Here is a 10,065-nt window from a genome sequence, read left to right as displayed (position 1 = left end):
CTGGGTCTTTCATCATCTCCCCCATGGGATAATTACCAAAACACATAACGCCTTGTTAAGTAGCAGCTAACTGCCACTACACCCAAACAAAGCCACCGTAATCACTAAACCCAATTCAAACCAAAATCGCCAACTGTTAGCTGTCTGCTTGAACAAATTGTTAGGTGCGAACTCACAGAGATGCACCGTCGATAAGAACTACAGGCAGGCTACTGAGGTCAACTCCTTTAACACACCTCAAATTCACCGCCCAACCAGTGAAAGGAACCATACCATTTGCAATCTCGCGCTTTGTCGGATATCTAGGCTTACGAAACGGCATGACACCGCAGTTATTACAAAAGTAGTCAGTAGCTGTTCGGCTACCCCATTTGTACTGCGATAGATTACTTGGTGAACAAGTTAGTCGAAATGAGTTTGTCGGTACCCGAAAATTCAATGTACCTCGGACAGAACAGATTGAGCAATTACATTCACGAACGTGATCTATCTGCGCCTCAAATTCGAACTTAATATGACCGCAATGACAAGAGCCGAAATGAGTTTCCAATTGAATATCCTCTAAGCACCTAACGCCCAATTAAGGGGTGAACAACGCCTCCACCCAACCTAACGCATTGTGCCATAAACACTAAATTTGAAGTAGAAGCAAAAATGCCAAGCGTTGTGAATCCCTCTTAAATTGCTTGTTATGTCACGATGCCTGAATTTGTCCTAATTTATTCAGTGCGCTTTGCAAACTGGCAATTGCTAGTTCAGACAGTTCAATAGATGCGGCTGTCGAGGACTTCAAGTTGCCTATTATTTTAGGGTACCTAGTTTCCATGTGCTTTTCGAAATCTTTATATGGTTCGTAGCCACTAAGTTCCGAAAATACATTTTGATAGTCATCTGAGTGGAAATCTGACCTTTCGTTTATAACTGCAATAGCTTTGGTATATTGCTCTTCAGCTCGAAAGGCTTCGAATAGTTCAATCTCATTTGTTGAGATTAAAAACGAAAGGCTATCGAAGTTAATATTGCCTTCCGTAATTTCAATGTGTTGCAACGGTTGCATTGCATGCCACGCATCGGGGTGGTTTTTCCACTCTTTTAGATACCCGTTGTAAAGCTCCTTCATTCGATGCAATTTTCTATTCAGTACAAAGCGAGCCAGCATCAAACTAGTTTCGTTATTTTTTCTTTCTCTTTCTGAATCCAGCTTTCGGTTGAACTTAAACGCTAGTAGCGCACCAAGCATTACGCCAAGTACGTTTGTAGCAAAACTCAAAAAGTAATCCCACGTTTTTGGAATCACCGAATTTTGGATAACTAACGACGAGAAATACCATAAAGCAAGTAACAACATGCCAAATAATGCGCCATAGATATAATCTCTATAATCTTTCACTTTTTCTCCCAGTGACATAACGCCTTGCTAAGTTGCAGCTAACGACCACGACACTCAAGCAAAGCCACCTTAATCACTGAACTCAACCAAACCAAAATCGCCGAGCGTTAGCTGTCTGCTTGAGCAATTTGTTATGTTTTGTCCGTAAACTGAGCTTTGTAGTAGGAGTAAGCAATAACAACGGATGTACCTAGTGCAGAGATATAGACAACTTCAATAGCATACAGCATTATTGAAAACCCAATAATGAAGCACAACGAACTAATAAGTAAGCATTTATCAGCTGAACTCTGTGGTGCTTTATTACTATCAGTATTTGCAGAAAAATTTCTCAGTAAAATAATACCCAAAATTGATGGCGGCATCGCCAATATAAATAGTAAGCTAGCTGTAATTCGCAGAGCTTCATTCTCGATAGTAGATAGACCTTCAATAAAAAAGAATGAGGCTAACGACGTCGCAGTGATGCCCCCAAGTATCCATTCAATTGAACTGTTGCGTTTCTCCATTAATTCTCCCTGCGATCTACTTCTAACTAAGTAATAGAAACATAACGCCTTGTTAAGTAGCAGCTAACTACCACTGCACTCAAACAAAGCCACCGTAATCACCGAACTCAATTCAAACCAAAACCGCCAACTGTTAGCTGTCTGCTTGAAAAATTTGTTATGTGTAAGACTCAAGACTATTCGCCATAAATTCCAGATCAGCTCTGAAAAAATGCTGCGTCGGTATTTCAGACACACGAAGCCAATAAAACTCTTGCTGTCTTTCCGAATCTATAGCTTTAGGCTCATCACCATTGCCAGCAACCATAACGACGTAATGAATTTCTCCACCATATTCGTTTTGCAAAACGTGACTTCCCAGCACTTCAAGCCCGTTTAATGCTGTCTCCTCCCAGAGTTCACGTATAGCCGCTTCTTTTCCGGATTCGGAGAAATCAACCGCTCCTCCCGGAAACTCAAAAACCATCCCTTTATTCTTTCTGAAACGTCTTTGAAGTAGTACCTTCTTATCTCGAACAACGACTGCCATAGCTAGATTTTTCAAACGTTAACTCCATGCTACCGTATACACATAACGAATGACATGGATTCCCCCTCCCGAGGATCTGCCACACTCTTGTGGTACTTGTTAGAACCGGAGGCACCATGTCTGATTATTCGTATTTTGGCGGTATCGACTTAGTTAAGAACCACTTCAGTCTTCATGTCGTTGACCAAAAAGGCAAAGTTATTCTACATAAGTCAGTTACACGCTCTAAGTTGTTAACTACCATATCAAACCTTCCGCATATGCGTATAGGCTTGGAAGCGTGCGGTGGTGCACATTACTGGGCAAGAACACTCAACAAACTTGGCCACGATACGCGCATCATGGCGGCTAAATATGTGGCTCCATACAGAACTAAAGGAAAGAACGACCTCAATGATGCCGTCGCGATATGTGAGGCAGTTCAACGTCCTGCGACTCGTTTTGTTCCAACGAAATTACCTGAGCAACAGGCTAATCTTGTCGGTACATCGTATGCGTGAGCACTGGGTTCGCGAACGAACAGCTATCATGAACCGCATTCGAGCTTTGCTTTCTGAGTTTGGGCTTGTTATACCCGTAGGGCGCTCGTCATTAATGAAGCAGGTTCCACTCATTCTCGAAAATGCAGAAAACGAACTGCCTCAACTGGCTAGAGTCGTCCTCCATGACGCATACCAACATCTTGATGCTCTCAACCAACGCATTGCGGATACCGAACAGACATTCGAGTCCTTCGCTAAGATTAGCGATAACGTTCAACGCATTATGAAAGTTCGAGGGATCGGCCCTCAAACCGCGACCGCCATATTAGCCTCGATAGGTAATGGCGCTCAGTTTGATAAGAGCCGGGACTTCTCTGCCTGGCTCGGCCTGGTTCCCAAGCAATACTCTACAGGCGGTAAACCTAAACTAGGTAGAATCACCAAACATGGTGACAAGTACCTTCGAACACTACTCGTCCACCGAGCAAGAACCGTCATAGCCAACCTTGGTGATAAACAAGATAGGCTGAGCCAATGGTGTCGAAATGTATTAGAACGACGAGGTATGAACCGAGCGGTTGTCGCTTTAGCAGCTAAGAATGCACGTATTATCTGGTCACTGTTACACAATCAAACAGAGTACGAGAACTACGCTGCTTAAGCTCTAACGAGCCCAAGCAGCGAGAGTATTATACCCACCGGGTCATAGCAGACGCAATGGATGGAGATAGGTTAAGACCACGTGCGGAGAGCCTGTTAATACGGCGGACATTAAAATGTCATCTAACGAATAAGGCACCGCAGTCGCGCAAAGTCATCAGGGTCACGATGCTGCGAATCATCGATAAGTAGACCGAATGTAGAGCGGCAGTCCAAAACCCATCACTTGAAGTTTAGCGGATGTTTGACAGCCGGGGGAATCCATGTAGCCCTGTTAAGGTGTGAGCAGCGCAATACCGAAGCCCCCGTATACCACCTTAAACACTAAACGGAACGCATAGCAAAAATGCCAAGCGTTGCGAATCACCCTTAAACAGATTGTTAACTGTCACTTAGCATCAACCAGAAAGATACTTTTGTGACATTTCGCGCGTTGTGCTTATTGTCTTTACCGTAAAAGTTACGCCAAGCGTTAACAATGTTTATTACTCTGTTCCGAAAGCGCGACTAGCTGATGATAAAAAAGAATGACGTGAGACCATAAAATACTATCATTTTCAAGAAAACCATCATGCATTAACTCTATTTGTCGTTCTAAATCATTAATTGCCTCGTTTATGACTCTGATTCTTGAGGCCGTATAAAACTGACTATAGCTGCTTAAAGCACTTAACGTTTTAATGCAACTTTTTATTTTTACAACTGAACTAACTCCATCCATAGATTCTCCATCAGAATAAAAACTTTCTATCCTAAATATAAACCGTTTTAGATTTTGGCCTTCATTAGATTGGGTTATTTCTTTATATTGTTTAGATTCGTTTAACATTTTACTCAAGACAGCGACCATTACTTTTGAAGCCACTAAGTTTCTTTTCTCTTGTTCGACATTAAATGAATTTAGATAACCGGGTTGAACAAAACTTGCAACAAAAGTAGAGATTGTGATGCAAAGAGCGTTGTTATACTCACGCTCTGCAATAAAATGGTCTTGACTACGAGGGATAACAACAGATAGAAAGTAGACTATGTATGCAGAAAACAGTGCGAGGGCTACACTAGCTATCGGCGTGGAAAGACTATCATTAGTGATGAATGTTTCGATAACGGTATTCTGCAATACACTTACCACTGGTGAGGTAGAAATACAAATCAAGTATACTATCCAAGAGACAAGCGCAACCAGCAGTAATGTTTTTTCATGGGGGTAGCGTTTAATATATAATGCAATTTTTTTCAAAATGTTACTCCTTGTTTAATATACTTTTGTACTCACCCAAAAATATTTATAGTTCTCTTAGCATACCCACTGTGACTTCGTATAATATTAGCGATGACAGTTAACGCCCAATTAAGGTGTGAAGCACGCGACCACGACACCGGATTAGACCACCGTAGACACTGAATTTGACTTAAACCAAAAATGCCAAGCGTGCTGAATCACTCTTAAATTGTTTGTTAGGCGAAAATTTCTCCATAGACCTGTTTTATTCTAGCTTCTACATTTAGCCTGCTATAAACCTCATCGAAGTCCACGTGAAATCTTTCATACAACGTTCCATCAAGATCAGTCATAAGAAATTTGTCCCGAATATCATTGAAGCCATTCTCCAATGTTTCGCGCTTAAAGATAAAATCAAAATAGTGCTTCTTATACTGAGAATGAGTCATTGCATTTTCGGGCGTAATTTGCCGATACACTTGATAGGTTTCTTCAAATCTATTTAATAGGGGGGCAATTTCTAACTGCTCGGTAAAGTAATTAGTAAATGTACCTACCAAGAGCGTACCTGCTTCCAAATGAGTCAAATTTATATCATGTATGTTTAATTGTGTATTCGCACGAGTTTCAATTTCCATAAGACTATCATTGCAGTAGAAACCATCCACTAGAACTTGATTCATTTTAAGCAAGCGGTCAGCATAAATGCTGTTATCAACTCCAAACATTACATAATAAGGACTTCGTCCCAAAATCGACGTCTGCGTGTAAAAATGAACACCAAAGCAACATGAAAAAACTACCACTAGCCCCATATGCAATCTTTCGTTTATGGCTTGAAGCATTGTCGTTAGTTCCGACCATGAAACAAGCTCCCCTCCAAGTTCAATTCCTGCGACAGATCCATGCACTTCAATAAACAATAGAAACCCATCATCGCTAGTCGCAGCATTAAGTATTACGTTGAGATGCTGTAAAAAATCTGACTTGGCGATACAGTTTAAATATCTTACATCCGCATTTGGTTCTTGAGCTAAGATATGTTCCATGATCTTCGTACCTGTACTCAAATCGTTTTCACGTAAGCACTCGACAACGAACACCTTATTTATATCTTGTTCACCAATCTTCATATCCTACCTTTCGCCTAACGCCCAATTAAGGGGTGAACAACGCCTCCACCCAAACCTAAAGGATTGTGCCATAAACACTAAAACTGAAGTAGAAGCAAAAGTGCCAAGCGTTGTGAATCCCTCTTAAATTGCTTGTTATATTTTATTTCACCAGTTTTTTGACAACCGTTCCGTTCACTAAAGTTTTGACTACTATAGGCTTACCTATTTCAAATGAACCATCTCGATCTACCTCATCAATAGCAACATCCATAAATGCTACCAACTCATCGCATAGATTTAGATTATTATTAATGGCACGCTCCACAACCTTTTCTATGCGGTCACCAAATGTGTTTCTCATGCCAATAACTGACACAGCATTTTCGGGAATGTACTGTTTATTCACATAAACCTCGTAAACACCTTCAGTATTTAAGCGCTTATCCATTTGAAAGTGATACAGAAAGTCTTTCCCAGTTGAGGGACAAGTTAACCCAAGTGTAAATTCTGTATACATCTCATTAAACGCTTCTTCGGACAAACGAAATTCTTTCGCTGATTTTAGCGCTGTATTAATTGAGTGTTCTACTACATCAACGATTACATCTGCAGTTAGAATACCTTGATAATCTTGTTCTGGTAGAAACAGATCGTCAGAATGATGAGAATAATTAGCAGTCGCTTCTAATTCGTTGTATTCACAGTTTTTGATTACTATGAAATCCCCCTTTTCGAGGGGCTTACTTCTATAGTCAATACGAAGAAGAGACAAGTGGTTACTAATTAGATTAATAACATGTTGTGACGTTAAAGTACTTCCGGCAAATGATACAAAACACTCACATTCTTGAAAGATTGATTTATAACCATGGAAATGAGGGCCAACCAAGTAAGGTTGCCAAAGCTTAATAGGTATATTAACGATTTTTTTGAAACCTTTTAAAAGCGGTACTCTTCCGCCTCCACCTACGGTAGTAATAACACTATCAGCTATTGAAAAGAGCCCTGGTTCTCTTTCACTTTTGTCTTTTGGTTCTTTAACAAAATTACCTTCCAATACATTGCTGTAATCATATGTAAATCCAGGACGATGGATGTAGCCTGATATCACTAATGTCACAAATATTCCTCTATTAAAATATAACGCCTTGCTAAGTTGCAGCTAACGACCACGACACTCAAGCAAAGCCACCTTAATCACTGAACTCAACCAAACCAAAATCGCCAACTGTTAGCTGTCTGCTTGAGCAATTTGTTAGCTTTTTTCGTGCGATGCTGCCAACGTTTGGCACCAAGATCTCAAAGAAACCCTCCAAAGCCAACGCCGCCGATGAACCCAATGCAGAAGCATTGAGTTTTCCACCAACTTGCTGCCAAAGATGGCGATACTTAGAGGCAACCCACGGCTCTAGCACTGAAGCTGACAACCAAGTACGCCAAGCACGAAGTTGATTGATAAACTTTCCAAGCAAAAGAAACAGCACGCGCGGCTTTACTAATTGGCAATAACGAGCAGGTGTAAAGCTAGAACGCTGAACTCCTACTCCAATGAACTGAACCGAGAAAGCTAACGCCTTGCTAAGTTGCAGCTAACGACCACGACACTCTAGCAAAGCCACCTTAATCACTGAACCCAACCAAACCAAAATCGCCGAACGTTAGCTGTCTGCTTGAGCAATTTGTTAGCCGTTCACTGCCCAACGAAAGTAAGGTCTATCACCATCCATTCGCTCAATCTCTGCACCTAGTCTTTTGTAAAACAGATGAGCTTTTTTGTTGAGTGGGCTTGCTGTCCAAGCGATGTGAGAAGTTGACATACTTTTAGCGTGAGCCATTAGCTCTTGCATCAATGTTTCACCGTACCCATTTGACCTATGCTCAGGATTAACCAAAAGGTCATCCAACCAAACTGATGGCTCACCTTTGAACGATGAGTAACGATAGTGGAAAAGAGCAAAACCTAGAGCTTCCCCTTCAACTTCTAGAATCAAAGCATGTGCATACGGGACACGACCAAATAACGTACTCTCGATTTTGCCGATAGTTGTAGAGATCTCTCCAGTAAAGCCTTTCATTGCGCGATCAAACTCGGCCTTGAGCTCTATAAACTCTAGTAACTTGGCAGAATCTTCAATCGTTGCTTTCCTTACAATCACAAGTTTCTCCGTAAGTCGACGATGAACGGCTAACGCCGCGTTAAGTGGTGAGCAACGCATACCACTACACTTAAAGTATTGTGCCGTAAACACTTAAACTGAAGCAAACCAAAAATGCCGAGCGTTGGGAATCCGTCTTAAACGCTTTGTTATATTAATTTTCTTGAATAAGTAGTAGGAATTTTTCAACAGCACTACAACTACGCTCGACGTAATCGCCAGATATTAAGATAGTATTGGAATACATAGATAAGCCTGACGTGCTATTAATGATACGTTTCAACTTGTTAGCCTTTTCAGGAGAAAAGTGACTATATTGTTCCAAGTCGCCCTCACTATGAACAAGAGCATTCCTCAAAGCGTTAAGCTTAGTAATAATTGCCCACTGCTTTTCAATTTCTGGCTGTGAAAAACTGATATCAGTAGTTTTCTTGAGGTATGACTGAAAGCTAAAAATACTGTACTTATCGGGTTGAAAAGTCTTATTTTTAGTAGCTGCTTTATATTTGCAAATTTTTGCCATCAAGTTTTCAAGCAACGAATAGAGCATTAATAAAGTAGAAACTCTATGCACTCTTTCGAAAAAGTGCTCATGGAAGTGTAGTTCGATTTCATAGTCTTCTCGAACACCGTCATTTGTAGCTTGATTGATTTTCACTTCCAATTCTTGCCGTTCGGACAGATATAATTTTTCACTATGAATGAAGTGGTTGCGGATAACGCTTATACGATTTCGTATAGTCTGCGGGGATGGAGATCCACTTAGAAAATCGTAAGGATTACTCGCTTTCTTACTAAACATTTGCATATCTCCAGATTAATATAACGCCTTGCTAAGTTGCAGCTAACGAACACAACACCCAAGCAAAGCCACGTAATCACTGAACTCAACCAAACCAAAATCGCTGAGCGTTAGCTGTCTGCTTGAGCAATTTGTTAGCTGCTAGCTCGGCTGCTTGAGAAAGACCTTTATATTATTTGGTATCTGATACCAATCCAGTTTTTCACTAACCCAAACATGCGCTTGAGGTTCGAAAATATCAGTTGAAGATAGATCAATTGGTTTGAGCTTTAACTTAACTGTTTCCGGTGCATCTGGGTTAAAGTGATAAATTCTGTTTCCACAACTTGGACAGAACATTGCACAGTTCCGATTACCACTATCAGCTAAGCGCTCCCAGCTTCTCAGTTGACCCGAAAACTCTATTTTAGATACATCAACAACCGCAGTGATGCTAAATGGACTAGTAGATAGCTTTTGACACTCTGTACAGTGACAAGCAAAAACCATCAACGGTTTTTCATATAATTCATAGGTAACTTGTCCGCACTGACATGCTCCTTGAAGTGGATAATCCATCTGTTCCTCCTTTGAACATGGATGGCAGCTAACGCCGCGTTAAGTAGCAGCTAACTACCACCACGCTCAAACAAAGCCACCGTAATCACTAAACTCAATCCAAACCAAAATCGCCGACTGTTAGCTGTCTGCTTGAACAATTTGTTATGTAGCGGTGCTCAAATTAGTGATCGTTACCAGCGTAAACCCACATAGGTTCGGTTTTACCCGCCCTCTCAAAGCCTAGTGCTCTGTAAAAATCTACTGCTTCACCATCCGCAGTCAGCATTTGTTGATGGAAGTCTTTATACTTACTTTGCATCAACTCCATCATTTTTCGACCAACTCCCAACCCGTGGAAATTTGGGTCAACAAGCATGTGTGGGTAGTAGACAACTAAACAGCCATCAGAAATTGCATTACCTATTCCGATGAGCTTGCCACCTATACGTGCGGTCACTAACGTATCTGAATTCAATAAAGCGGGTATCAGCTTTTCAGGTACCTCTGCTGACGACCAACCATTAGCACGGTATAGTTCAATGACTTCTCCGTCTTGGATTTCCTTGCTTATTTGTACCGAAACTTCCATATCTCTCCTAGCTACATAACGCCTTGTTAAGTAGCAGCTAACTACCACTGCACTCAAACAAAACCACCGTA

Annotated in this window: 12 protein-coding genes and 1 pseudogene; 1 reads left to right on the top strand and 12 read right to left on the bottom strand. The window is 41.1% G+C overall.

Going from position 1 to position 10,065, the window contains the following annotated elements; translation table 11 throughout:
* Positions 1 to 172: 172 nt before the first annotated feature.
* From ACJB0T_RS21480 to ACJB0T_RS21465, 4 genes are all read right to left on the bottom strand, one after another.
* Entirely contained in the window at positions 173 to 550 is a 378-nt protein-coding gene (locus ACJB0T_RS21480) for a GFA family protein (RefSeq protein ID WP_495292937.1), read from the bottom strand.
* A gap of 144 nt (positions 551 to 694) precedes the next feature.
* On the bottom strand, positions 695 to 1,408 hold the full coding sequence (locus tag ACJB0T_RS21475; protein WP_479290395.1) for a hypothetical protein: 714 nt from the start codon (positions 1,406 to 1,408) through the stop codon (positions 695 to 697).
* 113 nt (positions 1,409 to 1,521) lie between these two features.
* The gene (locus ACJB0T_RS21470) at positions 1,522 to 1,899 is read right to left on the bottom strand and encodes a hypothetical protein (RefSeq protein ID WP_479290397.1); all 378 of its coding nucleotides are present in this window, start codon (positions 1,897 to 1,899) and stop codon (positions 1,522 to 1,524) included.
* Positions 1,900 to 2,056: 157 nt separating this feature from the next.
* Entirely contained in the window at positions 2,057 to 2,443 is a 387-nt protein-coding gene (locus tag ACJB0T_RS21465) for an NUDIX hydrolase (RefSeq protein ID WP_479290399.1), read from the bottom strand.
* A gap of 101 nt (positions 2,444 to 2,544) precedes the next feature.
* On the opposite strand from ACJB0T_RS21465, the pseudogene ACJB0T_RS21460 reads away from it, so the two are divergent.
* A pseudogene (locus ACJB0T_RS21460) lies at positions 2,545 to 3,571 on the top strand (IS110 family RNA-guided transposase).
* A gap of 471 nt (positions 3,572 to 4,042) precedes the next feature.
* Here the strand turns inward: ACJB0T_RS21460 and ACJB0T_RS21455 are convergent.
* The 8 genes from ACJB0T_RS21455 to ACJB0T_RS21420 all read right to left on the bottom strand — a co-directional run bounded on the left by ACJB0T_RS21455 (position 4,043) and on the right by ACJB0T_RS21420 (position 9,994).
* Positions 4,043 to 4,810 (bottom strand): hypothetical protein, encoded by a 768-nt coding sequence (locus ACJB0T_RS21455; RefSeq protein ID WP_479290401.1) that lies wholly within the window; start codon positions 4,808 to 4,810, stop codon positions 4,043 to 4,045.
* Between the two features lie 218 nt (positions 4,811 to 5,028).
* Positions 5,029 to 5,925, bottom strand: coding sequence for a hypothetical protein (locus ACJB0T_RS21450; RefSeq protein ID WP_479290402.1), 897 nt, complete (start codon positions 5,923 to 5,925; stop codon positions 5,029 to 5,031).
* A gap of 142 nt (positions 5,926 to 6,067) precedes the next feature.
* Positions 6,068 to 7,027: a hypothetical protein gene (locus ACJB0T_RS21445; protein ID WP_479290404.1), complete on the bottom strand. Its 960-nt coding sequence runs from the start codon at positions 7,025 to 7,027 to the stop codon at positions 6,068 to 6,070.
* A gap of 73 nt (positions 7,028 to 7,100) precedes the next feature.
* Positions 7,101 to 7,391 (bottom strand): hypothetical protein, encoded by a 291-nt coding sequence (locus ACJB0T_RS21440; protein WP_479290406.1) that lies wholly within the window; start codon positions 7,389 to 7,391, stop codon positions 7,101 to 7,103.
* Positions 7,392 to 7,589: 198 nt separating this feature from the next.
* Positions 7,590 to 8,063, bottom strand: coding sequence for a GNAT family N-acetyltransferase (locus tag ACJB0T_RS21435; protein WP_479290408.1), 474 nt, complete (start codon positions 8,061 to 8,063; stop codon positions 7,590 to 7,592).
* A 154-nt stretch (positions 8,064 to 8,217) separates the two neighbouring features.
* On the bottom strand, positions 8,218 to 8,865 hold the full coding sequence (locus ACJB0T_RS21430; protein ID WP_479290410.1) for a hypothetical protein: 648 nt from the start codon (positions 8,863 to 8,865) through the stop codon (positions 8,218 to 8,220).
* 141 nt (positions 8,866 to 9,006) lie between these two features.
* Positions 9,007 to 9,423: a GFA family protein gene (locus ACJB0T_RS21425; protein WP_479290411.1), complete on the bottom strand. Its 417-nt coding sequence runs from the start codon at positions 9,421 to 9,423 to the stop codon at positions 9,007 to 9,009.
* Between the two features lie 163 nt (positions 9,424 to 9,586).
* Positions 9,587 to 9,994, bottom strand: coding sequence for a GNAT family N-acetyltransferase (locus ACJB0T_RS21420; protein WP_429761275.1), 408 nt, complete (start codon positions 9,992 to 9,994; stop codon positions 9,587 to 9,589).
* Positions 9,995 to 10,065: the final 71 nt, after the last annotated feature.

The organism is Vibrio sp. CB1-5, from assembly GCF_059412285.1.
This window is presented reverse-complemented; position numbering and strand designations above follow the sequence as displayed.

What these genes read in the sequence shown, in the direction of transcription:
- ACJB0T_RS21470 (WP_479290397.1), bottom strand. Translation starts at nt 1,899, where the DNA reads ATGGAGAAACGCAACAGTTCAATTGAATGGATACTTGGGGGCATCACT.
- ACJB0T_RS21430 (WP_479290410.1), bottom strand. Translation starts at nt 8,865, where the DNA reads ATGTTTAGTAAGAAAGCGAGTAATCCTTACGATTTTCTAAGTGGATCT.
- ACJB0T_RS21425 (WP_479290411.1), bottom strand. Translation starts at nt 9,423, where the DNA reads ATGGATTATCCACTTCAAGGAGCATGTCAGTGCGGACAAGTTACCTAT.
- ACJB0T_RS21450 (WP_479290402.1), bottom strand. Translation starts at nt 5,925, where the DNA reads ATGAAGATTGGTGAACAAGATATAAATAAGGTGTTCGTTGTCGAGTGC.
- ACJB0T_RS21420 (WP_429761275.1), bottom strand. Translation starts at nt 9,994, where the DNA reads ATGGAAGTTTCGGTACAAATAAGCAAGGAAATCCAAGACGGAGAAGTC.
- ACJB0T_RS21475 (WP_479290395.1), bottom strand. Translation starts at nt 1,408, where the DNA reads ATGTCACTGGGAGAAAAAGTGAAAGATTATAGAGATTATATCTATGGC.